This window comes from Streptoalloteichus hindustanus, assembly GCF_900129375.1.
Classification (GTDB): Bacteria; Actinomycetota; Actinomycetes; order Mycobacteriales; family Pseudonocardiaceae; genus Streptoalloteichus; species Streptoalloteichus hindustanus.
Map to the genome: position 1 here is coordinate 585855 of NZ_FQVN01000002.1, position 25437 is coordinate 611291.

Annotated in this window: 20 protein-coding genes; 7 read left to right on the forward strand and 13 right to left on the reverse strand. The window is 67.9% G+C overall.

From position 1 onward, the window contains the following. Positions 1-168: 168 nt before the first annotated feature. Positions 169-705, reverse strand: coding sequence for a hypothetical protein (locus tag BUE43_RS08085; protein WP_143174020.1), 537 nt, complete (start codon positions 703-705; stop codon positions 169-171). Between the two features lie 456 nt (positions 706-1161). Between BUE43_RS08085 and BUE43_RS08090 the strand changes: the two genes are divergently transcribed. Beyond that, positions 1162-2184: a hypothetical protein gene (locus tag BUE43_RS08090; RefSeq protein WP_073480734.1), complete on the forward strand. Its 1023-nt coding sequence runs from the start codon at positions 1162-1164 to the stop codon at positions 2182-2184. 95 nt (positions 2185-2279) lie between these two features. Here BUE43_RS08090 and BUE43_RS08095 read toward each other — a convergent pair whose 3' ends face one another. The 7 genes from BUE43_RS08095 to BUE43_RS08125 form a co-directional block, all read right to left on the reverse strand. Further along, a complete protein-coding gene (locus BUE43_RS08095) occupies positions 2280-2789 on the reverse strand; it encodes a hypothetical protein (RefSeq protein WP_143174021.1) in 510 nt (169 codons plus the stop codon). A 101-nt stretch (positions 2790-2890) separates the two neighbouring features. Next, positions 2891-3175 (reverse strand): acylphosphatase, encoded by a 285-nt coding sequence (locus tag BUE43_RS08100; RefSeq protein WP_200797411.1) that lies wholly within the window; start codon positions 3173-3175, stop codon positions 2891-2893. A 64-nt stretch (positions 3176-3239) separates the two neighbouring features. Continuing rightward, the gene (locus tag BUE43_RS08105; RefSeq protein ID WP_073481005.1) at positions 3240-6119 is read right to left on the reverse strand and encodes an FAD-binding and (Fe-S)-binding domain-containing protein; all 2880 of its coding nucleotides are present in this window, start codon (positions 6117-6119) and stop codon (positions 3240-3242) included. A gap of 132 nt (positions 6120-6251) precedes the next feature. Beyond that, positions 6252-6683 (reverse strand): nuclear transport factor 2 family protein, encoded by a 432-nt coding sequence (locus BUE43_RS08110; protein ID WP_073480736.1) that lies wholly within the window; start codon positions 6681-6683, stop codon positions 6252-6254. Between the two features lie 50 nt (positions 6684-6733). After that, positions 6734-7351 (reverse strand): DsbA family protein, encoded by a 618-nt coding sequence (locus tag BUE43_RS08115; protein WP_073480737.1) that lies wholly within the window; start codon positions 7349-7351, stop codon positions 6734-6736. Positions 7352-7473: 122 nt separating this feature from the next. After that, positions 7474-7962, reverse strand: coding sequence for a MarR family winged helix-turn-helix transcriptional regulator (locus BUE43_RS08120; RefSeq protein WP_073480738.1), 489 nt, complete (start codon positions 7960-7962; stop codon positions 7474-7476). A gap of 80 nt (positions 7963-8042) precedes the next feature. Next, positions 8043-8918 carry an SDR family oxidoreductase gene (locus tag BUE43_RS08125; RefSeq protein WP_073480739.1) on the reverse strand — a complete coding sequence of 292 codons (876 nt, stop codon included), beginning with the start codon at positions 8916-8918 and terminating at the stop codon, positions 8043-8045. Between the two features lie 336 nt (positions 8919-9254). Between BUE43_RS08125 and BUE43_RS08130 the strand changes: the two genes are divergently transcribed. Beyond that, positions 9255-9473, forward strand: a complete 219-nt coding sequence (locus BUE43_RS08130; protein WP_073480740.1) for a hypothetical protein — start codon at positions 9255-9257, stop codon at positions 9471-9473. Positions 9474-9514: 41 nt separating this feature from the next. Then, positions 9515-12001 (forward strand): ATP-dependent Clp protease ATP-binding subunit, encoded by a 2487-nt coding sequence (locus BUE43_RS08135; RefSeq protein ID WP_073480741.1) that lies wholly within the window; start codon positions 9515-9517, stop codon positions 11999-12001. A gap of 32 nt (positions 12002-12033) precedes the next feature. On the opposite strand, the gene BUE43_RS08140 is transcribed toward BUE43_RS08135, so the two are convergent. After that, entirely contained in the window at positions 12034-12543 is a 510-nt protein-coding gene (locus BUE43_RS08140; protein WP_073480742.1) for an ATP-binding protein, read from the reverse strand. A gap of 482 nt (positions 12544-13025) precedes the next feature. Here BUE43_RS08140 and BUE43_RS08150 point away from each other — a divergent pair, with 482 nt between their 5' ends. From BUE43_RS08150 to BUE43_RS08160, 3 genes are all read left to right on the forward strand, one after another. Further along, positions 13026-13562 (forward strand): hypothetical protein, encoded by a 537-nt coding sequence (locus BUE43_RS08150; RefSeq protein WP_143174022.1) that lies wholly within the window; start codon positions 13026-13028, stop codon positions 13560-13562. Between the two features lie 200 nt (positions 13563-13762). Further along, positions 13763-14260: a hypothetical protein gene (locus BUE43_RS08155; RefSeq protein WP_073480745.1), complete on the forward strand. Its 498-nt coding sequence runs from the start codon at positions 13763-13765 to the stop codon at positions 14258-14260. Between the two features lie 124 nt (positions 14261-14384). Next, complete coding sequence (locus tag BUE43_RS08160; protein WP_073480746.1) at positions 14385-14708, forward strand: hypothetical protein; 324 nt, start codon at positions 14385-14387, stop codon at positions 14706-14708. Positions 14709-15037: 329 nt separating this feature from the next. Here the strand turns inward: BUE43_RS08160 and BUE43_RS08165 are convergent, their stop codons facing one another. The 4 genes from BUE43_RS08165 to BUE43_RS08180 all read right to left on the reverse strand — a co-directional run bounded on the left by BUE43_RS08165 (position 15038) and on the right by BUE43_RS08180 (position 21418). Further along, on the reverse strand, positions 15038-16111 hold the full coding sequence (locus BUE43_RS08165; protein WP_143174023.1) for a glycoside hydrolase family protein: 1074 nt from the start codon (positions 16109-16111) through the stop codon (positions 15038-15040). A 287-nt stretch (positions 16112-16398) separates the two neighbouring features. Continuing rightward, entirely contained in the window at positions 16399-17868 is a 1470-nt protein-coding gene (locus BUE43_RS08170; protein ID WP_234995600.1) for a tachylectin-related carbohydrate-binding protein, read from the reverse strand. A 967-nt stretch (positions 17869-18835) separates the two neighbouring features. Next, complete coding sequence (locus BUE43_RS08175; RefSeq protein ID WP_234995601.1) at positions 18836-20347, reverse strand: tachylectin-related carbohydrate-binding protein; 1512 nt, start codon at positions 20345-20347, stop codon at positions 18836-18838. A 576-nt stretch (positions 20348-20923) separates the two neighbouring features. Further along, the gene (locus tag BUE43_RS08180; protein ID WP_073480748.1) at positions 20924-21418 is read right to left on the reverse strand and encodes a hypothetical protein; all 495 of its coding nucleotides are present in this window, start codon (positions 21416-21418) and stop codon (positions 20924-20926) included. Between the two features lie 507 nt (positions 21419-21925). On the opposite strand from BUE43_RS08180, the gene BUE43_RS08185 reads away from it, so the two are divergent. Further along, positions 21926-25420: an ALF repeat-containing protein gene (locus BUE43_RS08185; RefSeq protein ID WP_159447709.1), complete on the forward strand. Its 3495-nt coding sequence runs from the start codon at positions 21926-21928 to the stop codon at positions 25418-25420. Positions 25421-25437 lie beyond the last annotated feature (17 nt).

Genomic DNA, 25437 nt, shown 5'->3' on the forward strand with positions numbered 1-25437 from the left:
TGCTCTTCCTGTGGAGAACCGATCCCTGCTGGTGAGGCAGGGCAGCACCGGGCCTTCGGGGTCGGTGAGGGTCGCGACTGCTCCCGAGGGGGCCGCGAAACCCCAGTGCCGTCGGCCGACCGCACTGCGATGCGGTCGAAACCGGTGTGCTGGAGGCAAACGCGGTGATCACATCCGTGGCCAGGCTGGGAGTGGTTCGGACTTTCGGTGTGTCACCAGGAGTGCCAGTCGGCGGTCCGGGTGGCGGAACACCGGTCGTGCGCCGATCTTCCAGCCGGGGGCGTCGATTTCCGCGTGGCGTTCCACGAGGTCGCCATTGGCCGTGTAGGCGGTGATCCGGGTCCAGCCGCCGTTCAGCGCGGCGATCACCATGGCTTCCAGCCAGGTCACCTCGGCGGTCTCGTGGAACTCGAACGCGGTCGCGTAGTCCTCGTCGTGGGCGAGGTCGCCCACTGTCACCAGTACGGTTCGCCCGAATGTCACGACGATCTCCGGCAGATCGGCGGTGGGTGGGTGGAACCACCACGTGCGGCCGTCGCTGTCCTGGTGGCCGGCCCGGTCCGCGACCAATCGGCCGATCCGCGCCATGACCCGGGCCGCGCCCCAACTGTCGAGTTTCGGCTCGCCCATCGCGTCTCGCTTCCCGGTGGTTCCGGCCCGATCATGGTTCAGGGACGCATGTTCGGCCGCACCCTCGGCGGGCACCCCGCGCACTCCTCGCCGTGGTCCCGTGCGGGCGGGAGGGGGTGGGCTGGGGGTAACGCACACACCGTCGGCTCCGGACGGCGCGGGTGGCCTCGTCTCGGGGCCGCAGGCCGTCGTCAGCAGGGCCGATGCCGTGATGCATAACGCTGTGTGCCGCACAAGTTTCAGACGGTAATGGGAAACGCTGGTGGTGGCGCGAAGTCCACCCGTTCAGCCCTCCCGCGCCCGCGGGCTGGGACGGCCGAGGTGGACGATCGCGGCAGTGTGGCCCGGTCGTCGGCTGGTGATACCGTGACCGGTGCGTGCGGACGAACGCAGGGCAGGAGCCACTCCCCGGCAGTCGAGTGGCACATCCGCCGAAGGGTTGAGGCACCCTCGTCCACGAACTGCTGGCCACCTCCGACGCGACACGGCGTCCTTGTCCTGCCGAGCCGGGCGGCGGTAGCGAGGACAGTCATGTCACGAACATCCCTGACCCAGCAGCTTGTCGACCTGCGTCGCCGGTACACCGGCGAGACGTCGAGCCAGGTCGTTCCCGCGGTGCGCGCCGTGACCGAGACGCTGGACGTCGAGCGGCGCGACCTGCTCGTCAATCTGCTCCGGGGCAACCCCGTGGCCGTTCCCGTCGACCTGCGGCGCGCGTTGTTCCCCGAGGCGGGTGCCGCCCAGCGCGAGCTGGAGGCCGGCCTGGCCTTGGCGGCCGCGAACGCGGGCGGACCACTGGCGTTGCGGCCGCCGGTGAGTGTGGCACGGCCCGCGCACGCGATCCGCTCCGTGGAGCTGGAGAAGGCCCCACACCACACGCTCACCCTGCATCTCCACGAGCACGCGCTCGGCCCGCTGTTGCTCGGGCTGCTGCCCAGCGCTCAGGACGGGGAGCTCAGTGGGCTCGCCGGTCTGCGGCACCGCCAGCACCCGCGCTGCGTCGAGCTGTTCCTGCTCGGCGCCGACGCCAAGGTCGTGCTCGCGGGAGTGTCCGCCCGCACGTGGCATGCCGGCGTCGTCTTCGTGGAGGAGTGGTTGGCACTGCGGGGAATCACGCCCCAGTGGCTGTGGCAGCAGTCCCCGGAGCGCCTGACCTCGGCCGAACGGTCTCATGTGGACAGTGGGGAGCGGGTCGCCGGCCCGGCCGACCTCGGCAGCGCGGTGCTTCGCCGCAGTCCACTGTGGAACTCGGCGTCCTGGCTCACGCAGTGGGCGGCGCAGGACCTCTGGCTGGTGGAGTGGCCGGCCGGTCCGGCCCAGCGGGAGATCGTCGACGCGTTGCTGCACCCGCTCTTCGGTCTGCCTGGCTCGTTCCGGCACGAGGAGACGGGACCGGACTCCGGTTCCCTCGTCAGCCAGGAGAGCGCGGGCCGGCTGATGGTGCGCACCGTGAACCAGCCCGCGGCAACCCCGGAGGTGCCCGCGCACGAGTGGCCGGACGACTTCTTCCGGCCCTGGCGCCGGTGGTCCGAGCTGACCGAACAGGCCCGCTGAACCGGCGCGCTCCATACTGATCCGAGCGGTCCTTCTCCTGTCTTTTGGTGGGCAGGAGAAGGACCGCTCGGCCGGGCCGAGGACTGATCCGGTGCTCAGACCCGGCCGGATCGCCAGGAAGGAAAAGGTTCCAGCTCGGCGAAACCGGAGCCGATGTCCTTCAGCGCTCTGCCGTAATCGGTAGCCAGCGTTGTGAGCATGTCTTCCAGCGCCGCGTGGCCTATCAGCTCGTCCGGAGGGTTGGGCCGCCAGGAGGTGCGGGATTCGCAGGAGACCCAGACGGTTGTGCCGCGTGGCCGGAAGCGGAGAGTCCGCTCCAGGCCTGGCGCGTACATGTCCACCGACCACTCCGCCCCGCGCCGGAGGGCCTGGAGCAGTTCGGGCAGCTCCTCCACCAGTGTGGACAGGTCGTACGTGTCCACAGCCCATTCGGACGGCCCGAAGCCGCCGGCGACGAAGCGGTAGCCGGTGTCCCCCAGTTCCACGCTGGTGCACGCGATCAGACAGAAGTAGTGGTCGTAATCCTCCTCGTTCTCGGGGAGTTCGCTCGGGTAGGGGCCGGCGGGGAGAGCTGGCGGACGCAGAAGCGCGAACCTGAGGGTCATCGTCGGCACCGCTTCCCGGGATTCTGGCTGCTGTCGGTCGAAGCCGGAATTGTCGGTCCACCGGAGTCTTGGTGCGAAGGGATTTGTCAGCCGGGACGCCGTCAACCGAACCGAGGCGTGGAGCGGATGCGGAAGCCGGTCAGGCCCTCGGGTGGTTCCTCGCGCACCTCGACGTGTCGGACGTGGGCGTCCCTCGGGCCTTCGTGCGCCCACGTCACCATGCGGGACACGGCGTCCGCGTCGCCCTCGAACACCGCTTCCACCCGGCCGTCGGGCAGGTTGCGGACCCAGCCGGCGACTCCGTGTCTGGTCGCGGCCCGGAGACAGGAGTCGCGGAAGAAGACGCCCTGCACGCGGCCGGAGATCACCAGGTGTTCACGCACCATGGTCCGACGGTACGACACCTGTCCGTCCGCCACCTGGCGGAGCGGGTGATCCGGTACTCCCTGGTCAGGCCCCTGCGGAGTTCTGGAGACGCACCCCAGCGGCGAGAATCTCCGCGAGATGCAGCGGCACGTGTCCCGTGTCGGCCTGCGCCACCTGCGTTCGGCAGGAGAAACCGTCGGCCAGCACGAGTGTGTCCCGGTCGGCGTCGCGTACGGCGGGAAGCAGGGCGTGTTCCGCGCACGCCATTGACACGGCGTGGTGTCCCCGCTCGAACCCGAAGTTTCCCGCAAGGCCACAGCAACCTGACTTCAACACTGTCGCGTCAACCTCGCAGCGGTTCATCAAGTTTCGCTCGGCGTCGAACCCGAGCACCGCGTGTTGGTGGCAGTGCACCTGGACAAGCGCCTTGCGCCCCACGGGAACCCGCCAGTCCGGCGTCCGCTCCACCAGGAGCTGAGCCAGCGTCCTGACCTGTCCGGACAGGCGGGCCGCATCCTCGTCCCCGTACAGCAACTCCGGTAGATCGGAGCGGAACACGGCCGCACAACTGGGTTCGACGACCACGACCGGCGTGCCCGACCGGAGCGCGGGTCGGAGCACCGCCAGGGTCCGGCGCAGGACCCGCTTGGCCACGCCGAGTTGCCCCGTGGAGATCCACGGCAGTCCACAGCAGACAGTCGAACGCGGGATGGCGAGCCGGAATCCCGCGTCTTCCAGCACTTCCACGGAGGCACGGCCCACCGAGGGGTGGAAGTAGTTGGTGAAGGTGTCCGGCCACAGCACGACGGCCCGCCGGTGATCGGACCGTGGCGGGGAGTGGCGGCGGTGCCACGCGCTGAAGCTCTGTTCGGCGAACCAGGGGAGAGCGCGTTCGGCGGAGATTCCGGCCGCCCACTTGGCCAAGCGGTCCAGCACCGGCGCGTGAGTCAGGGAATTCACCGCGCCGGGCGCGAGGCTGGCGATGCGCGCCCACAGCGGGAGCCAACCCATCGAGTAGTGCGCGCGGGGGCGGAGCCGGCGCGCGTAGTGGTGGGACAGGAACTCCGCCTTGTAGGTGGCCATGTCCACGCCCACCGGGCAGTCGCTGCGACATCCCTTGCAGGCCAGGCAGAGGTCCAGCGCGTCGCGGACCTCCGTCGAGCGCCAGCCCGACACCACCTCGCCCCGGACCATCTCGAACAGCAGACGGGCTCGGCCACGGGTCGAGTGCTCTTCCTCTCGTGTGGCGCGGAAACTCGGACACATCACGTCGTCGCCGTCGAGGCCCCGGCACCTGCCCACGCCAACGCACCGCGCCGCTGCATGGCTGAACCGGTGTCCGTCGCGGGGATAGGCGAAGTGCACGGGGAGCTGGGCCGGCCGGTAGTCGACGCCTTCGCGGAGCTGGCCGTCCAACGGATTGGGGCGCACGACCTTGCCGGGGTTCATCCGGTCGTCCGGGTCGAAGAGGGCCTTCATCTCACCGAAGGCGGCCACGATCTGCTCGCCGAACATCCGCGTCAGCAGCTCGCCCCTGGACTGCCCGTCGCCGTGCTCGCCGGACAGCGATCCGCCGTAGGAGACCACCAGGTCGGCGGCTCGCTCGACGAACCTCCGGTAGGCGGCGACGCCGTCGGCGGTTCTGAGGTCGAAGGGAATCCGGGTGTGCACGCAGCCCTGGCCGAAGTGGCCGTACAGCGAGGCGTCCTGGTAGCCGAACTCCCGCAGCAGCTCCCGGAAGTCCCGCAGGTACGCGCCCAACCGCCCCGGCGGCACCGCCGCGTCCTCCCATCCCTCGTGCGTCTCGGTGCCACCACGGGGAAAGGCGGTCGCGCCCAGACTGGCCTCGCGGGCCTGCCAGAGCTGGTCCTCGTGCCGAGGGTCGTCCAGAAACGCCACGGTCACCTTGTCGCTGTGCCGTTTCACGTCGTCGACGAGCCGGTGGGCCCGCTCGGCGACCTCGTCGTGATCGTCGCCCGCGAACTGCACCATCAACCAGCCTTCGCCCGGCGGTAGCTGCCTGATGGCGTCACTGGCGATCCGCTGCGTGTGTTCCAGCTCCACGAGCTGGCGGTCCAGCCCCTCCAACGCGACGGGGCGGTGGGGCAGCACGGCGGGAACCGCGTCGGCGGCGGCGAAAATGGTCGGATATCCCAACACGACCAACACCCGCTCGCGCGGGACGGGGAACAGTGTGATCTCCGCGTGCAGCACTGTGACCAATGTGGACTCGCTGCCCACGAGCGCGCGAGCCACGTCGAAGCCGTTCTCGGGCAGCAGGGAATCCAGGTTGTAGCCGGAGACACGGCGTGGGATGTCCGGATAGCGAGTGCGTATCTCGGCCAGGTGCCGATCCCGCAGCGCCCGCAAACCCCGGTACAGATCCGCCTTCCGGCCACCTTCGGTCAGAACGCGTTGGTAGTCCTCCTCCACGGTCGGGCCGACCCATGTGCGCAGCCCGTCGTAAGTGAGGATTTCCAGGCGCAGCACGGAGTCCGACATCTTGCCGTAGGCCTGCGCGGTCGATCCACACGAGTTGTTGCCGATCATCCCGCCCACCGTGCACGAGACGTGCGTGGCGGGTTTGGGGCCGACCATCAGCCCGTGTCCGGCCACGAGTCGGTTCAGCTCGTCGAGGGCGATGCCCGGTTCCACCAGCGCCGTGCGCCGGTCGGGGTCCACGGAGACCAGGCGGTGGCAGTACTTCGTGAAGTCGAGGACCACGGCGGTGTTGCAGCACTGGCCGGCCAGGCTGGTTCCGCCGCCCCTGGCGAGCACGGGCGCGCCGTGCTCCCGGCACACGGCAACCGCCCTCTCCGCATCGTCCACAGTGGATGGAATGACGACCCCGACCGGGACCTGCCGGTAGTTCGACGCGTCGGTGGAGTAGGCGGCCCGCGTGCCCGCGTCGAACCGCACCTCCCCGCGCACCCGCTCGGCCAGGTCGGCCTGTAGCGACCGCATGCGCGCCTCCACCGCCGTCGGCTTCCCCGCAGGGATGCCCTCGGCGCGCGCCGGGAAAACGCCCGCGAACCGGTGACGGGCTCGGCCCCACGCCCTGGTCAGCAGAGCGCCGTTGCCAGCCGAGCGCCCCGGTCAGTCGAGCATGGCCTCCCGGACCTTGGCCGTGTCCACGAACTGCTCGAACCGGACGATCAGGCCGCCGCGCACGACGAAGTGGTGCGCGACGCGGACGTCGAGCGGCTTGCGGGTGGCCCGGTTCGTCGCGGTGTAGCGGGCCAGCACGACGACGTTCTCGCCGTCGACGACGTAGGTGTCGTCGTGGACCAGCCAGTCGGCCCACTCCTCGGCCAGCCGCTCCATGACGTTGGCCGTGACGCCCTCGGGCGTGCGGTAGGTGCCGGCCAGCGGGAAGCCGGCCATCTCCGTCCACTCGACGTCGTCGGCGAGCGTGGCGCGCAGGGCGGCCAGGTCGCCGCTGGCCGAGGCGAGGTACTGCCGCCGCACCACGGTGGCGGGCGCGTCCGGCGTCGTGAAGTCGTGGCGGCTCATGTCGATCAACCCCATGTCCTCTCGGTCGAGGTGTCCTTCGCTCGCGAAGGCGGGCCCGGTCCGGCTCAGGCGGGGGCGAGGGCGGCCAGTCGACGCTCCACCTGCTCGACGGTGGCGTGGCCGACCGCGAGGACCGCGGTCCGGCCGTCGACCTCCGCCACCAGCGTGGGGAAGCCCTCGACGCCCAGGTCGCGGGTCCGGCGGAAGTCCGCCTCGGCCGCGGCCGAGGCGGCGGGGGAGTGGAAGGCGCGGACGACGGCCTCCGCGTCCAGGCCGGCCTCCTCGGCGACGGCCCGGTAGGCGGCGTCGTCCGACAGGCTCAGGCCGTCCCGGTAGAACGCGACCTGGAGCGCCTCCGCGAGCGCGACGGCCCGGTCGGGGGCGAGCTCGCGCAACGCGGCCATCCCGCGCGCGGCGGCCTCGGAGTCCATGACGAACGAGCCGTCCGCGATCAGCTCGTCGTAGGCGCGCCCGAAGACCACCCCGGTCACGTCGCTGATCTTCGCGTTGGCGCCCTGGACATAGCCGAAGTCGCGGATCGGGCGCCGGCGCGGCCCGGTGAACAACCCGCCGGAGACCACGTCGACCGGGAGCTCCGGGTGGCGCCGGGCGATCGCGGACATCGTCCCGGCGAACCCGTACGACCAGCCGCAGTACGCGTCGAAAACGTAGACGAGCTTCATGGAGCGTCCCTCCGCACGGCGCCCGCATCCCGCGGGCAGCTCGCCTGAGCGAACAGTATCTGACGAGTCAGATATTTCGGGGAGATGGCCCGGTGTGGGTCAGCTCATGCCACGCGCCCGGTTCACCGCAGCCGGGGCAGGGCGTCCCTGGCGGCATGACTGAGTATCCGCAGGTCGGCGGCGAACCGCTCGCGGTGCTCCGCCGGCAGCGGGTCGAGCAGGTGCCGCTGGACGTTCTCCACGTGGATGCGGGCGGCCCGCACGGTCGTCTCCGCGCCGAGCTCGGTCAGCCGCACCAACTGCACCCGGCGGTCGCCCGGGTCCGGCCGCCGCTCCACCAGCCCGACCGCCGCCATCCGGTCGACCAGCCGCGTCGCGCCGCCGGTGGTGAGCACCTGCTCCTGCGCGATCGCCCGCATGGGCAGCCCCGGCTCACCCGCCCTGCCCAGGATCAACAACACCTCGAACACCAGGTGGCTGATCCCGCACTGCTCCTCGATCGCGCGGCCGAGGAGGTACTCCAGCCGGTTCGCCGCGCCCTGCAACCGGCCGAACGCCAGCACGCGGGCGTCGCCGGCCGCCTGCTCCGCCGTCGTGATCTCCTCGGTCACGCCTCCCCCTCCCGCCGCGCGGTGTCCGAGACTGGCACACGCCCCGTCGACCGGCCGCGCCGCCTCGGCGGTCCTCCTGGTCAGGCGGGGGCGCGGAAGTCGTCGGCGTGGTCCCTGGCCCACTCGGCGAAGGTGCGCGCGGGCCGGCCGGTGACCTGCTCGGCGGTCGGCATCGGGGCCGGCTCGGTCGGGGCCCACTCCTGCTTGGCCTCGGGGTCCGCCGCATCGCCCGAGTAGGTCTCGTAGCCGAGCAGGAAGTCGGCGGCCGCGGCGGCGAACCCGCCCTGTTGGCGGTAGAGCTCCCTGGTCCGGGCCACCGAGACCACCTCGAACCGGATCTCCCGGCCGAGTGCGGCCCCGATGGCCCGCACCTGGTCGCGGTGGCTCAGCAGCTCGGGGCCGTTGAGGGTGTAGGCGGCGCCGGCGTGGCCGTCGTCGAGCAACGCCGCCGTCGCGACGTCGGCGATGTCCCGCTCGTGGACGGGGTACCAGGCGGCGTCGGGGAACGGGTCCCTGACCACGTTCTCCGCCCGGATCGACGGGCCCCACAGCGACAGCTTGTTGAGCGCGAACTCCCCGGGCCGGACGTGCGTCCACTCCAGTCCGGACTCCTCGACCGCCCGCTCCACCGGCAGGTGGAAATTCGTGTCGTCTCCGCTGGTCACCGCGCCGGAGGACAGCACCACGACTCGGCGGACGCCCGCGCTCCTGGCCAGCGCGACCACCTCGCGCGCCGTTTCCGGGACGGGGAACAGATACAGGCGCTCGACGCCCGCGAACGCGTCCGACAGCGACGCCGGCTCGCGGAGGTCGCCGCCGACCACCGTCACAGCCTGCGGAAACGACGCTCTCCCCGGCTCGCGGGTTAACGCACGCACCGGCACGCCCGCGGCCACGAGACGGTCCACCACGATTCGGCCGACATTTCCGGTCGCGCCCGTCACCAGAATCGTCATCTTTCCCCCATGTTTCGTCGGAGTTCGTTCTCCTCCATCTGAGCGGCCCGGCGCGAATTCGGCAAACGCGAACACGCTGTTCACGTTTTGTGCTGACCTGCGGAAACGTGATTTCGTGAGAAAACGGCGCGTGCCGGCGCACGTGGCGTGAAGTGCTCTCTTCCCTTGTGCGAACAAAATCGCGGCGACGTGGCCACGCCGTGCGCCGGGCCTTCGTCGCGGGGTGACCTCTCTCGCACCCGCCGCGGGCCGGAGGTCCCGTTTCGTCGCCAGCCGCCACGGCAACCCTGGCCACGAGCCCACGCGACGGGAGCAGAGAAACCGCAGGTGAGAGCCATGGTGAGCAAGAAGATGGAAGGCGACGACGAGCAACGCCGGCAGAAGGCCCGTGCGGCTCGCGAGCACGGGGCGACCCCGAGCGAGGAGCAGGTGACCAAGGGGGCGTCGAAGCAACGGCACCACATGACCGGCGGCACGCACGACGAGCGGTTGGAGGCCATCCACCGCGGCAAGCAGCAGGACGAGTCGCCCAAGCCCGGTCCGCACTCGCGCTGAGCTGGGCGGGGATCGAGCGGACAGGGGGAAGGCGGGAAGTGATGACCAGTTTCTTCGGGCCCGGGTTCGGCCAGAGCCCGTTCGACGACCTGCTCGCGCGCTTCTTCGGCGCGGGGGCGCGCCGGCCCGCGCAGCGCGTCGACATCGTCCGACTGATGAGCGACCAGGCGCGTGAGCTGGTGTCCGCCGCCGTCCGGCAGGCGGTCGAGTGGGGCGGGTCCGACCTGGACACCGAGCACCTGCTGTGGGCGGCCACCCAGCTCGACCCCACCCGGCAGATGCTGGCCCGGGCCGGCGCCGACCCGGACGTCCTCGCCCGCGACATCGACAAGAAGGTGTCACGCGGCGAGCGCCGGGAGGAGCCGCCGGTGCTGACGCCGGCCGCCAAGCGGGCGCTGCTGGACTCCCACCAGATCTCACTGGCCCTCGGCCACTCCTACATCGGGCCCGAGCACCTGCTGCTCGCGTTGGCCGCCAACCCGGAGTCGGGGGCCGGTCGGGTGCTCGGCGAACTGCGGCTCACGCCGGAGACCCTGCGGCGCGCCGCCGCCGGCCGGGCCGCCCCGCCGGAGGAACCCCGCCGTGCCGAGACGCCCACCCTGGACCAGTACGGCAGGGACCTCACCGCGATGGCCCACGCCGGGAAGGTCGACCCGGTCGTCGGCCGGGACGAGGAGATCGAGCAGACCATCGAGGTGCTGTCCCGGCGCACCAAGAACAACCCGGTGCTGGTCGGCGAGGCCGGGGTGGGCAAGACCGCGATCGTCGAGGGCATCGCCCAGCGCATCGTCGACGGCGAGGTGCCCGACGTGCTGCACAACCGCCGCGTGGTGCAGCTCGACCTCACCGGCATGGTCGCGGGCACCCGGTACCGGGGCGAGTTCGAGGAGCGCATCAAGAAGGTGATCGACGAGCTCAGGGAGCACGGCGACGAGGTGATCGCCTTCCTCGACGAGCTGCACACCGTGGTGGGCGCCGGCAGCGGCGAGGGCGCGATGGGCGCCGGCGACATCCTCAAGCCGGCGCTGGCGCGCGGCGAGCTGCACATCATCGGCGCCACGACGCTGGACGAGTACCGCAAGCACATCGAGAAGGACCCCGCCTTCGAGCGCCGGTTCCAGCCGATCCTGGTGCCCGAGCCGTCCGTGGCCGACACGATCGCGATCCTGCGCGGCCTCCGGGACCGGTACGAGGCGCACCACCAGGTGCGCTTCACCGACGAGGCGCTGGTGGCCGCCGCCGAGCTGTCCGACCGCTACATCGCCGACCGCTTCCTGCCGGACAAGGCCATCGACCTGATCGACCAGGCGGGGGCGCGGGTCCGGCTGCGCGCCCGCCGGCCCGGCACCGACCTGCGGAACATGGAGCAGCGCATCGAGCAGCTCCGCCGCGACAAGGACCAGGCCGTCGCCGACGAGCAGTACGAGCGGGCCACCACCCTGCGCGACCAGATCACCGAGCTGTGCGACCGCGTCGAGGAACTGCGCGGCGAGGGCCGGCCCACCGGCGTCTCCCAGGTGACCGAGAACGAGATCGCCCAGGTGGTGGCCCGGGCCACCGGCATCCCGATCAGCCAGCTCACCGAGGAGGAGAAGGACCGGCTGCTGCGGCTGGACGAGCACCTGCGGCAGCGGGTGATCGGGCAGGACGAGGCGGTCGAGGCCGTCGCCGAGGCGGTGCGCCGCTCCCGCGCCGGGCTGGGCGACCCCAACCGACCGGTGGGCAGCTTCCTGTTCCTCGGCCCCACCGGCGTCGGCAAGACCGAGCTGGCGCGAGCGCTGGCCGAGGCGTTGTTCGGCGACTCCGACCGGATGCTCCGGGTGGACATGAGCGAGTTCGGCGAGCGGCACACCGTCAGCCGGCTCGTCGGCGCGCCGCCCGGCTACGTGGGCTACGAGGAAGCCGGGCAGCTCACCGAGTCCGTGCGCCGGCACCCGTACTCCGTGGTCCTGCTCGACGAGATCGAGAAGGCGCACCCGGACGTCTTCAACATCCTGTTGCAGGTCCTCGACGACGGCCGCCTGACCGACGGGCAGGGCCGCACCGTCGACTTCAAGAACACCGTCCTGATCATGACGAGCAACGTCGGCGCCGAGGCGATCACCGGCGGCGGCCCGATCGGCTTCGGCAGCGCCCGCGGCGAGGACACCAACCTCCGGGACCGCGTGATGTCCCGGCTCAAGGACTCCTTCCGCCCCGAGTTCCTCAACCGCATCGACGAGATCATCGTCTTCCGCCGCCTCGACCGCGAGCAGCTCCGCCAGATCACCGAACTGCTGCTGGAGGAGACCCGCCGCCGCGTCCACGCCCAGGACATCACCGTCGACTTCACCCCGCGCGCCGTCGACTGGCTCGCCGAGCACGGCTACCAGCCCGAGTTCGGCGCCCGCCCGATGCGCCGCACCATCCAGCGCGCGGTCGACAACGAGCTCTCCCGAATGCTGCTCGACGGACGCCTCAACCGGGGCCAGCACGTCACCGTGGACCAGCGGGAGGAGCAACTCGCCTTCGACGTCACCGACCGCTGACTCACAGTCCTTTGTTGACAGTCGTGATCCTCTTAGGACGGCGGCTCGTCAGGCTCCGGCCGCCACGGCCGCACGTCGAAGTCGCCTGAGTGCGAGCGGACAACGAAGAGCTGGTCGAACCCCTCCTCGGGCCGCGGGGGAACCAGCCGCTTGAGCGTGGCGAAGAGCCCGACCTCGGGCACCCGCTCCCGCCCCTCCCGGGCGGCGTTCCTCGTCAGCGCGGTGGGCACGTCGGGCGGGAACCAGTAGCCCACCACGCGCGCGTGGAAGACCCGCGCCACCGCGATGATCTGCCGCCGCTCCTCGACCGACGGGTTCGTGTTGTCCACGGCCACCGACTCGCCCCGCGCCAGCGCGGCGTCGATCAGCGCGTTCTGCCGGACTTCCTTGCGTCGCACGTTGCGCATCAGGTCCTTGCTCACGTGCACATGCGTGGCCGCCAACCGCCTGCGGTAGAACGTCGTCTTGCCGGACGCCTGGAGTCCGATGAGGACAGCCACCTCGGGATGATCCCCTGCCGAGTGCCCTTCCTCCTGGCTCATGGCCTCATCCTCGCTCCCGCGACGGACTCACGGGCGACGGAAACGCTCACGCCGCCGGTGACCCGTCTGGCGCGGCTCCTGCGCCGCCGCGCACCGACGACAGAGAAGCGCTGGGTGGCCTCCCGTGGTGTTCGTCCGCGCCATCCACACCGCGTCGGCCCACGACACGTGCTGGAAACCCCGAAGCCGACTGCGACTCAGCGCGAGCCCGCACACCGTCTGGTTCGTGCCCGGGTGCCAGGCGTGCACGTCCCCCGCCGGCTGCCGCACGCCGTCCTCGTCCACCCACTCGCTCGACGCTGCCACGAAAGCGCTGCTCCCCGCCATCCCCCAGGAATTCCCCCCAGCTCCCCCTCAACACACCCCCAGACGGCGCCGACCGGCCTGTTGATCACCTCGCGCCCGAGCTGAGTTATGGTTGCCGCCATCGGGGGAGCAGGAAAGGCGCGCACGAAGGCGAACTTCGCGGGGGAGTGGTGACGGTGTCCGCTGACGACGACGAAGGTCCGACAAAGAGAGCCCTGGCGACGCTGGCCGGAGTTGCCGGCGGCACCGTTCTCGGGGTTTTCCTGCTCTTTGCTCCGTTTGCCACCGTCTGGCTGTTGTCCGAGTCCCAGGAAGGCAAGCTCGAAAGGCTGCTGGGCAAGGTCACCGTGGCCGGGTGCCGCCAAGCCGGAAAGCACCTGAGCGAGGACAAAGGCGGAATCAAGAGCATCGAGGGCTACTACGTTGGCCTGCCGTCGGACACTCCCCTGGACGAGATGGTGTCGGCAGAGGGGCTGATCTCCTCCGATTTCCCGGCGCCTGGTTATTCTTCCCTCGACAAGAAAGATCCTGACGGCACCGTCGACAACGGCGTCGGCCGCATCGAGGAATGCTCTGTCTCGGCCACCCGCTACGGCCCCAACCGCAAACCCGAGTTGGACCCGCGCCTCTCGGACTCCGAGTGGGAGCAGGTCCGGTCGGGCAGGCTCGTCCTCTTCCAGGTCTTCATCATGTGCGATTTCCGTGCGTCATGAGATGCGGGGGTCGCCGGCTGCCCAACGGTTCTGGCTGTTGAGATCCCCATATCCTCGCCAGGTAGCGTGAAATGTCAGACGGGTCATCAAGCTCACGAACGGGGGAGAAGTTGAACCAGGATCGGACGGCGATGGAAGCGGTTGCCGTGATCACTGATGACAGTGCCGACAGAAGACTGAGTCGAAGAGTCTGGGCGGGGGTGGCCGGGATCGTCGCCGGAACCGCGCTCGGGGTGGCCATCGTCGTCGGCGCGGTGTTCGGCACCCTACAGTGGCTTCCCCTTCCCGAGTCTCAGGAGCACAAGCTCGAGAGGTTGCTGGGCAAGGTCACCGTGGCCGGGTACCGCCAGACCGGAAAGCACCTGGGTGACGACGAGCACGGAATCAGGAGCATCGAGGGGTACTACGTTGGCCTGCCGTCGGACACTCCCCTGGACGAGATGGTGTCGGCGGAGGGGATGATTCCGCCGAAGGACTACCCGGTGCCTGGTTTTTCTCACTCAGCGGAGAAGGACGCTGACGGCAACCTCCACGACGCGATCAGTCGCATCGAGGAATGCCTTGTCACGGCCACCAAGTACGCCCCGAACCGCAAGCCCGGATCAGACCCCGGGCTCTCGGGCTCCGAGTGGGAGCAGGTCCGGTCGGGCAAGCTCGTCCTCTTCCAGGTCTTCATCATGTGCGATTTCCGCTGGTGACGAACCGACGTGACCGGCCCCCGTGGTCTCGCTGTTGGGAACGCCCGCGTCAGGTAGGGGGAAATGTCAGACGGCTTCATCAATTCGAAGGACCTGGCCAAAATTACGAGAAAAGGTTTCCGGGGTGGCTGTCATCTCCGTTCCTGGGCAGGAGCCGCAGAAGTTCCGCAACCAGACTCTGCGAGAGTTGTGCGAGAGGGCTCGCCCGTGGGTCTATGACGAAGGGGAGCGTTATCTGCTCGAAGAGGCGGCCGCGCTGGGCGCCCTGTACTTCGAACCCATGGAACCTTCTCAGCGTACGAGCCTGGCCAGAGCTCTGATCATTGCCGCCCGAGACTATCGAGACGATTTGCTGCGGCAGCCGGATCTGGACGAGAGCGACCGGAGCAGGGAGGAGGCGCTGGCGGAGCTGCCTCCATACCTCGGGAAGCTGCTGCCGGAGCCATGAGTGCGGTGAGTTCTCAGGTGCTGGTTGGACGTTCTCGAGAAAGGGTCAGCGATGAAAGTCCTCTCGGTTGGTGACCCCGGTCCTCGCGGCAGTCGCCCGGGCGTCCGGATCGCAGGGTGGATTGGGCTCGATGTGGTCGCCGTCGGCCTCGGCACCGCTGCCTTGGTCTGGTCAGAAGTACGTCAGCTACGACGGAAAAACCTCGGCCCGCACCGAGTTCGAGATCACCGTGGACGCGAGCGGGACGCACCCGGTCGTCTATCTGTACGGCTTCCGAGACCAGGTCGGGCCCTGCCGGCGAACATTCGGCCTGGTGAGGGCAGTTCTCGTCAATCCCGTTGTTGGAGCGTCCCAGTAACCTGCCACAGGTCGTAGCTCCACAGGGAGTCGGGAAAGTCTCCCGCTCTGCTCTTCGTGAAGACCGCCGTCAGGAGGCCCGACTCGGGCAACATCCCGTAGATGTTGCGCAGAATCCCTGGGTTGTGGTTCCGCGGGAAACCGGTGCTCGCAGGGGTGATCCGGCCTTCCACCTTCCAGGTCCCGCCACCGTTCCAGATGCTGGCCCCGTCGATGCTGACGATCTCCAGCTGGGAGGAGATGTAGTTGGGCGCATCCGGGGGATAGGGCCCCTGCTCCCTGATGGTGTAGAACCTGTCCAGCGGCGGGTCGTAGGCGATGTCGAAGTTGTGGAGGACATCCGGTGTGCCGTCAAAGCCCCGGATTCCCTCGTTGGACACTCGGACAGCCGGACCAACGGTGGGGCGGTCGAGGTCACTGAGCTTGAGATGGCGACGCCAGGCCGACGTTTCGGACGGGCCGCCCTGCGAGTAGAACAGCAGCACCTCGCCCCGTCGAGGGTCGATGGTGGTCGCGCTCGGCTGACCCACACCCCACGCCCGCTCGTCGTCGAACGGGGTGTCCACAATGGGCTCCGGATACTTCACCCACGGCCCGGCGAGGTCGTTCGCGACCGCGAGTCCGATCCGGTTCCGCGTGTTGTCTCGGTCTGTGCCCAGATAGAACATCACGTAGTGGTACGTGTTCTGGCGGTACCGGACATCCGCTGCGACGACTGTTGGATCGCAGATGTGCGTCGCGTCCCAGCTTCCCTGCGCCCCTGGCGCGAGAACAAAGTGGTCGCGTTGCGGCGTCGCACCGGCGCTGTCGACCTGGCTGAAGAACACGTGATCTCGGATCACCGCGGAGGTCGCGTTGTGACAGGTGAAATAGTAGGTGTGCCCCGAGTCGGTAATCGCCGACGGGGCGTACGAGTACTGCTCAGGCCCGCCGGGCGAATAGACCCGCTGCGCTCCGCCAACGGGTTTCCAATCTCCTTCCGGAAGGGCGGAGCGGGCTGCCGGAGCGGCTGCCCCCGACAGTGCCAGTGCTGCGGTGAGAGCCACTGCGGCTACGGACGAGGACACAAGGCCACGAAGGAACACTGTTTCGGACTCCTGGGCGGTTGCGGAAACCTGATCACGTTGGGGCGTAGGAGGAAGAGCCGAACAGCGAAAGCAGAGGTCGAGCGGGGAAACCGCTCGACCTCCACCACGCCTGCCTCAGAGATCCCGACCGGCCGCCGTCCTTCACCGAGAGCTTCCCGTACTGAAGGACACCGATGCGGTTGACGTCGCTCGTTGACACAGCGAAGGAGGGGGCGGAGAGATGGGTGCACTCCGCCCCCGCGTGCTCAGATGGCTCGACAGCTGTCGGGGGCCGCGGTGATGCTGAACTCGTTGGCCCAGCCGGTGCCGACGAGCTTGCCGATGTCCCTGCCCGTGTCGGCCCAGCTGTCCGTGACGGGCTGGTAGCGGTACCAGAGGAGCTCGCCGCCGCCCTGGACGAGGCGCGCGCCGTAGAGGATGTCGCCGCCGACCGACATCACGGCGTTGAAGTCCTGCCAGCCGAAGCCACCGGGCTTGGCCCACTGGGTCCACTGCCCACTCACGGCGTCGTAGACGTGGCGGAAGATCTCGCCCTTGGTGTTTCGCGCGTAGATGACGCCTTGGCCGGCGCCGACGATGAGGTTGTACTGACCCCAGTCGCCCGTCAGGACGCGGTGGTCAAGCTTCTTGCTGGCGGGGTCGTACGAGCGCCAGTGCAGCTTGCCGTCGGGCTCGATGGTGTAGATGTGGCCGTTCGTGTCGACGGTGATCCGGTTGCGGTACTCCGGCGTGACATAGCGTCCCCAACCTGCGTCGAGCACGTCGTACTGGGCGCCGGACTGGTTGCGATCCCAGTCCTGGCCGTTCCAGCGGTAGCGGCGGAACTCGCCGTTGTCGACCGCGAGGTAGATGACCCCGTCGGGGCCGGCAATGGTGCGGGCGCCCAGCCAGCCGGCTCCGATGATCTGCCCGGTGTTGTCGGCCCAGGTGAAGGCGCCGTTCTTCGGGTCGGTGTGCGCGTACAGTCGGACCTCGCCGTCGTTCCGGACCACGTACATCGGCGCGGCGGGCTTGCACTCGACGCTCAGGTTCGGGATCTGCTGCTTGATCCAGTCGTTGAGGTCGTCGACGCGGGCGGCGGTGCCTCCCTGGCGGGTCTCGGTCTCGCCCAGACATCCGCTCTGCCAGGAGGCGTCGTTCAGGCCAACGAGCTCGGGCTTGCCGTTGGTCTCTCGAACGACCGGGCCACCAGCGTCGCCCTTGCAGGTGCTGGCGTTGGCGGGGGTGTGGCCGATGACCTCGAAGGTGGTCTTGCCGACGTTCTTGACCTGGAACGTCGCGGTGTGGAGCTGGTTGGGGACCCACTCGGTGGCGGTTCGGCCGAAACCGGCGATGCCGAGGACATCGCCGTTCTGCGGGGTTGCTTTGCTGACCTTCAGCGGTGCGACGCCGGAGACGGGCGCGCCGAGTTTCACCAGAGCGACGTTGCGGTCCTCACGTGACAACACGGTCGCGGCCTTCACCACCTGGCCGGTGTTGCTGGTCAGGTTGGTGCGGCCCACGGTGACCGTTCCGGCGTCGAGCTGAACCCCGGTGACACAGCTCTTGGCGGTGATCACCCACTGGGCCTCGATCAGGGCGCCGCTGCAGGCACGGCCGGGAAACTCGATCTTCGCGGCGTACTGGTAGGTGCCGTCCTTGGCGGGCGCGCCACCGCTGACCGCGTGCGCCGGCGAGGTGACCAGAAGCCCCGCTCCCAGAACCGCGACGGCCACAGCCGCGGTCCCTCCCGTTCTCGTCCCCGTACGTGCCATGCGTGATCTCCCCTTCTTGGTGGGAATGAGAGCCGGTGTTTCCGGCCCGAACGCTCGCTGTCCGACGTGTTACCGGCTCTCGGCGGCCGTGATCCTGTTCTGGTCGCCCGTGTCAAGGCGAAGGGATGACGCTGCTGACATGCTGATGACAGCATTTCTGCATCGCATCGTCAGATGGGGGATTTGCCCGGTTCTGTCCGCGCAGGTACCGCTGCTGCCAGGAGAGTTCACGACATGGAAGTCGACGAGACGAGAGAATCTGGCGGCGTTGTCGGCACAACGGGAGCAGAGCTGCCGCGCGGGCGCACCTCGCCCTGCGCGCGGGACTGCCCGGTGTCGGGACGACTAGCGCTTCCCCGCGACGGATGCCTGTTCAACGCATGCGGCCTCGCCACTCAGGGCGGGAAGCGTCGAGCATGAGAACGGAGCGCGGTCGGGCCGGCCAGGGCTGCAACGACCAGGAGCCGAGAGACGAGACCACGTTTTCTCCTTGCTCATCACGACAGAAACGAGTCGGAGTGCGGCGTTGGCGTGGTTTCGTCGACCATTTCTGCCGCTCTGCGCGGTCATGAGAATACCCAGCGTGACCTCACGTCCTCGGCGTGTCGTGTAGATGATCACATCCTGTAACGTGTTGTGTGCGCCCGCTTGGCTGATCCTGTTGGGTCGATCGGCGTAAAAGGCTGTCGAAAACGTATCTATTCTTCCCGCGTTGAGGAACGCGGCCCGAAGTCACACTCGCCGTCCCACGCTGTTCACCTGAGCCGCTGCCTCACGCGTCACCTCTTGTTGGTGCGTTCTCCCGAACCGCTTCCAGCGCAGGGTTCAAGAAGAACGCCGCCGTCGCCTCCCCAGAGAGGGAGGCGACGGCGGCGGTTGACGCAGCAGATCGGGAGAGTGGAGGGAGGTCTTCCCCTCGCCTCCTTCGTCAGACGGCCCTGCAGCCGTCCGGTGCCGCGGTGATGTTGAACTCGTTGGCCCATCCGGTGCCGACGAGCTTGCCGATGTCCCTGCCGGTGTCGGCCCAGGTTCCGTTGAGCACCTGGTAGCGGTACCAGAGAAGTTCGCCGCCACCCTCGACGAGGCGCGCGCCGTAGAGGATGTCGCCGCCGACGGAGATGATGGAGCTGAACATTCCCCAGCCGGCGCCGTTGGGCTTGGCCTGCTGGGTCCACTGCCCGTTCTTGGCGTCGTAGACGTGGCGGAACAGGTCACCGTTGGGCTTTCGGCTGTAGAGAACGCCCTGGCCCGCGGCGACGATGAGGTCGTACTGACCCCAGTCCCCACTCAGAACCCGGTGGTCCAGCTTCTTCCTGGCGGGGTCGTACGAGCGCCAGTGCAGCTTGCCGTCGGGCTCGATGGTGTAAATGTCGCCGTTCGTGTCGACCGTGATCCGGTTGCGGTAGTCCGGCGTGACGTAGCGGTCCCAGCCGTTGCCGTTCTCGAGCACGTCGTACTGGGAGCCGGCCTGGTTGGTGTCCCAGCCGTTGCCGTTCCAGCGGTAGCGGCGGAACTCGCCGTTCTGCACCGCCAGGTACATGACGCCGTTCGGAGCGGCGACCGTGCGAGCGCCGAGCCACCCGGCCCCGATGACCCGTCCGTTGTTGTCGGCCCAGTTGAAGGAGCCGTTCTTCGGGTCGGTGTGCTGGTACTCGCGGACCTCGCCGTCATTACGCACGATGTAGAAGGGGACCGCGGGCTTGCACTCAATGCTCAGGTTCGGGATCTGCTGCTTGATCCAGTCGTTGAGGTCGTCGACCCGGGTTTCGGTACCGCCCTGGCGGGTCTGCGTCTCGCCCAAGCAGCCGTTCTGCCACGAGGCGTGATCGATCGCGACGAGCTCGGAAGTTCCGTTGGTCTCCCGGACCACAGGAGCACCGGCGTCACCCTTGCACGTGCTGGCGTTGCCCGAAGCGCCGGTGACTTCGAAGGTGGTCTTGCCGAGGTTCTTGGCCTGGAACGTCGCGGTGTTGAGCTGGTTGGGCACCCATTCCGTGGCGGTGCGACCGTAACCCGCGATACGCAGTCCCTCGCCGTTCTGCGGCGCGGTCCTGCCGATCTTCACCGGGGCGACCCCGGAGATCGGTGTGGAGAGTTTGACCAGCGCCACGTTGCGGTCCTCGCGCGGCACGACACCAGCGATCTTCACCACCTGGCCAGTGTTCCCGCTGAGGTTGGTCCGGCCCACGGTGACCGTGCCGGCGTCCGTCTGAACGCCGGTGACGCAGCTCTTGGCGGTGATCACCCACTGGGCCTCGATCAGAGCGCCGCTGCAGGCGCGTCCAGGCAGCTCGATCTTGGCCGCGTACTGGTGAGTGCCGTCCTTGGCCGGCGCACCACCACTGATCGCGTGCGCCGGCGCGGCGACCAGAAGACCCGTCCCCAGGACCGCGGCCGCAAGGCCAACGGCTCTGGGCGCGCCAAGGCGTGCTTGTGACATCATTGTTTCCTTTAGTTCGAGATGGGACGTGTAGGGGTTGAGAAGATGGAATCCACCTCGACTCCGGGATGCCGTGCCCCGATTGTTGATTAGGCCGCCCGGATCTTCATCCCTTTAAAAAGATAAGGGTGGGAACTCAACGTACCCCGCCTACAGCGGTTATGGTGTAGTTGGGGGCGTGTGGAGCTGGGGTCTGGAGCAGGTGAGGTAGAATCTGGCGTCACCACTTACATTATCTGCCAAATGGCGCACCATTCTTCTGGTGAAGAAAAGGAGGGGCGGTGGCCGCTTGCCTGTTCCTTCGGTAAACAGTGCGGAGATGGCACTGAAACTTCGTATTGCGTTCTAGTGCCGTCATGGCCGTTAGGTTCGGGGCGATTGGGTTCGATGCATATGGATACGTGCGAAACGCTGTGGTTCCATATCGTTTCAGTCACCAATGGCGGTCTGTCGGCAAGTGACAGGTGGCGGTGACTGCGACTACCTTGCTGGCGCCCACGAGCCGGAAGTGCCTAAAAGAGGCGTTTTGATGTCCGCACTATCGCTCGGTAGCGTCGAAGTTGTGGGTCGGTTTTATTATTTTGCGGCCCGGATCTCGATCAAGGTGTGGTCGCGTCGTTGCGGGTCGGCGTTTTCGCCGACGGCCGTCCACGAATTCTGCTTGACTGGGAACGTTACCTGCTTTCCGTCTACGGTCATGTCGACCTGGATGTTCGAATAGTTGTTTCCTCTGATGCCGCCGACCATTGGCATCTCCAAGCTGAGGTACCCGCTCTTTCCTTGCACCCGGAAGCATACTGACTGATTATTCATCTCGCGGGCGGACACCTCGATCAGATTGGGCTCGCTGCCGCACTTGGCGAGCATGATGTTTCCGTCGCCCCGCTTGAGCCGGATTCCCTGCTCCGCGTAAATCTTGTCCGCGCCTGGATAGGAGTAGTCCTCGACTGTGGACGTCGGAACGTCTGCAGGTGTGTCGGCCGCACCAGATGCCCAGGCTCCGGTGATACACCCGACCGCCACGGCGCCGGCCACGCAGCTTACGGCCAACAGCCGACCAAACGACTTCATCGATTGCCATCCTAACTCTGGTCGATTCATCCTGGTGCTTGGGAACTTTCGGACGAGCGCGGGCTAGGCGGTCTTTCCCGCGTTGACACGCCGCCTCTCCTTGTTCCCTGGTGTGCTGGCCATAGATATCACCCCGACCCGGGTAGGTGGAAAGCGTGTCGTTGTGCACTGGATCACGCACTACTCCAAACGGAGCAACATATTGAGTATGTCAAAGGTCACGTTGCGAAAGAGGTGCTTGCTGAGATAAGTGCGCCGATGTGACAAGATGTGGAGATACAGCTTCTCGCGTTCGGAGCCGATCCCCGGGCCCTTGCTGGTCTCCAACCGTCCGTACGTGACGGAATGATTCCCGTTTCTCGTCGCCCCCGTGGCAACATGCTCCTCCGGCAGGAAGGCCGCCCTGCCGGGTCCTGAGCGGAACCTGTGCTACTAATTTTGTGAGGGGAAATGCATAGACGGCGAACGAGGTTGTCACCTAGGGTGAGAGTCCGTGGTGGAGCCCTGGTGGCGATCGTCGCGCTCGTGTCAGGTGTGTTCGCTGCACCCGTCGCGGCCGCAACGCCCACCGAAGAGCAACCTCCGGTCGTGGAAGTACCCACCACTGATCGGGGTCGTGTGCTGGAGCTGTGGAAGTTCGGTGGCCGAGGAATGCGAGCGGCTGCTGAACGGGCACTGCTGGGGTCCGAGCAGGATGTGCGTGCTTTCCTCGATCGCGGCCGGATCGCCGCGACTGAGGAGGACGACTTCATGGCCGTGCTCCAACTCGTCGCGTCCGGTGGTAAAGGGGTTCAGGCCGCTGCGCAACGGGCACTGGACGGCTCGCCGCAGGAGCGGCGGGCCTTTCTGGAGTCGGGCTGGAGGAGTCCGTGGCAGGACGATCTGCGTTCGGATGTCCTGCGCATCCTGCACGGAGGCGACCGTGGGGTGCAGAAGGCGGCTCAAGCTGCTCTCGATGCGGGTACGAGCGAGGCGCTTTGGAAGTTTCTCGTGGAGGGCCAACACAAGGCTCGAGCGGACGACGAGCGTTTCCAGGTCCTCCAGATCCTGGCTACAGGTGGCCCGCAGGTGCAGCAGGCCGCACAGCAGGCACTCGACGGGTCCGTTGACGACATTCGCGAGTTTCTGCGTAACGGGCAGCACGTCGCCCGGGCTCGTGACCAGGAAACCATGACGGTCGCACAGCTCGCGGATCTCGCCAAGGAATCACAGCAGCGGGCCTCCGCCGAGACTGAACTGGCCAAGGAGGCTGCTGGACGTGCCGTCGAGGCGGCGCGAACGGCTAAGGAGGCGGCGGAGCGAGCTGCCAAGGAGACGGAAGCGGCCAAAGACTCCGCTGACCGCGCCGCCGGTGCTGCAGGCCGGGCTGCGGATGCCGCCAACCGCGCTGCCGATGCTGCCCGCACCGCAATTAATGCGGCTAACGCCGCGCACTCCGCCGCTCGGACAGCCGCTGCCGCCGCTGCCGCCGCTTCTGCCGCTGCCGCCTCGGCTGGCCAAGCCGCCAATCGTGCTTTCCGGTCGGCCAACGCCGCTATCGCGGACGGCAAGAACGCCGAGGCCGCTCGGAAGGCCGCCGAAGACGCCAGTGCCGCCGCTGTGAACGCCCGCAGCGCCGCCGAGGCGGTTCGTAAGACCCTGACTGCGGTGCGGGAGACCGTCGCTGCGGCACGCGCCGCAGCGAGCGCAGGTGCACACGCCGCTGACGCGGCCGCGTCAGCGGCAAGGGCTGGTAGCTACTCCCATGCCGCCGGTGCGCAGGCCCAACGCGCTACCGCTGCTGCTGCCGAGGCTCGTCGCGCTGCCGCCACCGCCAACCGCGCTGCAAATGCTGCGGAGGGCTTCGCCAACCAGGCCGCTGCTGCGGCTGAGGAGGCACAAAAGGCTGCGGACGAGGCCGCCACGCATGCCGAGGCGGCCTCGCGAGCAGCGAATGAGGCTGCTGCGCACGCCGGACAGGCTCAGGACGCGGCGACCCAGGCTACCGTGCACGCTAATGAGGCCCTCAAGGCGGCCGAGACCGCGGTCAAGGCGGCCGAGCAAGCTCGTCGAATCGAGGAAGAGGCACGCAAGGCCGATTCCGAGCGTCTGGCCGTAGAGCAGGAACAAGGTGTCCAGAGAGCTGAGAAGCTCCGTTATGAGTACGAGGCCGAACAGCAGCGCGTCGCCTGGGAGAAGGACGAGGGAGCCCGTCTCGATGCCGAAACCAACCGTCTCCTCGCTGAAGCCTCGGCTGAGGGGATTGACACCGCTGCAGCGGCTGCTAAGGGACGGAAGGCTGCCTTCCGCCTGATCGCCACTGGCGGCCCTTGGACCAAGAAGGCTGCCGAGGGCGCGCTCTCCGGTAGCGACGCCGATATCGTTGAATGGCTTGGAAGCGGTCGGCAACTCGCCGCAGAGCAGGACGACCGCGCTCGCGTGGCCCACCTGACTGACACTGAGAACAAGCAGCTCAAGGCCGCAGCGAAAGCTGCCCTGGCTGGCTCGTACGAGCAGGTTCAGAAGTTTCTGAGCAAGGGCCAACACGAGGCGCGGATGGACGACTATCGGTCTGAGGTTCTTCGCATCATGCACGACGGTGGCTCTGGGATGCAGAAGGCCGGCAGCGCCGCATTGGACGCGAAGACCGTGGAGGCGATGCTGGAGTTCCTGAACGTTGGTCAGCATCGGGCCCGTATCGATGACGACCGCTTCGATACTCTTCGTATTAAGGGAGCCGGCGGTCCTGAGGTGCAGGTCGCGGCCGAGATTGCCCTCAGCGGCCCGCCGATCGCTATGCGAGAGTTTGTGCGGGTCGTCCAGTACCGAGCCGCCAAGCGCGACCACGATGCCTCTGTTCACGTCGCCAACGTGCAGCGCTTGGTCGCAGACGCGGCGCGGTCTGCCGCGCGGGCAGGTGAAGACGCGGCCAGGGCGGCAGAAGCCGCCGCCGTCGCCCGCGGTGCCGCCGAGGACGCGGGTCGGTATGCCGACAACGCGCGTAAATCTGCTGAGAAGGCGGAGGAGTACGTCAACCAGGCGCGAATTTCCGCCCAGCAAGCTGACCAGGCGGCCAGACGCGCCGCGCAGTCCGCGAAGCAGGCCCGCGACGCCGCAAACTCTGCCAGCCAGGCAGCCGCCGACGCCGACAACTCGGCTCGCCGCGCCCGAGCGTCGGCCGCCCGAGCTGCTATTAACGCGGCGGCCGCGTATGCCTCGCGAGACCGGGCCCTCGCCGCCGCTCTTCAGGCAGGTAAGGATGCCGGAGCGGCGCTGAAAGCGGCTAAGGACGCCCTGAACAGTGCGGTGAAGAAAATTGAGGAGAGCTATCTCGGTGGGGGAACAAGCGACCCGAAACAGTCGAAGCTTGTCCACCAGGAGAACGGGGGCACCAGTCCTTACACCCCGAACGATAACCCACCATATCGCGAGCTCGGTATTTGGGAACGAATGCTCGATTTCGACAAGAGAATGGGTATTGGTTCGACGCTCGATGAGACAGTCATAGGCGTGTGTGGGCTGTACGGATCAGAGTTTGACGGTATTGCTTGCGAGCTCTTTAAGCATTATCGAGGTAGGAGCGGGCAAGATTTTCTTGTCGACCCCAACAAGATCTTCGTCGACGAGTTTGCCAGAGATGTCCGAACGGAAGAGGCTTGGTTTGTGGGTCAGGCGGCGAACAGCTGTCAGGGGCCAGTTGGAACTGTCTGCACCTATCCTGTAGACAGTATGTGGCGGGGTGTCAAGTTCAATCAGAACTCCACTCTCCGCTACGGAATTCGCGGTATGCAGTTTCGTATGACCGGAGATGTTCGAGCGGAGGTTCGTCTCGGCGGAGTGCACGTGACTGGTTCGTACCGCTTGGACGTGTACAAGGATTGGAACTTCGACCGTGACGAGTCACTTTTTTACGGTCTGCTCCCATTTGAGCCCTACGCGCTGGCACCGTACTATGACCTTGCTCGAGAGTTCGCTCTTCGCGGTAGTACGGATCGGAGCTTCTCCGGGAGGGTTCGGAGGTGAGTGAAGTTCCCGGTGCC